The 571-nt window shown below is 76.4% G+C and carries 1 protein-coding gene; it reads right to left on the bottom strand.

The genetic code is table 11. The features are described from left to right. A partial coding sequence (locus VR44_RS40470) for an MFS transporter (RefSeq protein WP_045952701.1) occupies nucleotides 1-571 on the bottom strand: 571 nt, incomplete at both ends.

Genomic DNA, 571 nt, shown 5'->3' with positions numbered 1-571 from the left:
GCGCCGAACGGTGCGGCGCACATGGCGAGCATCCGGGAGGTGGAGGCGACCCGGCCCATCAGCTCGGGCGGCACGATCGTCTGGCGCAGGGAGGGCGCGAGCACCATGGTGGCGCCCATGCCCGCGCCGCAGACGGCGAGCGCGAGACCGGCGGCGTACGGGTTCGGGGAGGCGGCCAGGCCCAGGATGGCGAGGCCCTCGATCGCGGCCGTGCAGGTCAGGGCGGTGCCGGTGCCGAGCCGCCGGCCCAGGAAGGAGGCGATGCCGGCACCGAGCAGACCGCCCGTGGCCTCCGCCGTCAGGAGCAGGCCGAAGCCGAAGGAGCCGATGCCGAGCCGGTCGTGCGCGAACAGGGCGAGGACGGTCTCCACGGCGAGGAAGGCGATGTTCCCGACCGCCGGGCGCAGCGCGAGCCCCAGCAGCAGCCGGTCCCGGAACACGTACGAGGCGCCGGCCCGCGCCTGCCGCAGCAGCGACTCGCGGGCCTGCGGCACCGGCCGCGGCACGGCGGGCAGCGACCGTACGAGCAGCGCGGAGACCGCGAACGACACCGCGTCGGCGAACAGCGGGA

It is taken from the genome of Streptomyces katrae (genome assembly GCF_000966975.1).
Classification (GTDB): Bacteria; Actinomycetota; Actinomycetes; order Streptomycetales; family Streptomycetaceae; genus Streptomyces; species Streptomyces katrae.
Note: the sequence above shows the minus strand (reverse complement) of the source record. Positions and strands in the feature narration are given on the sequence as shown.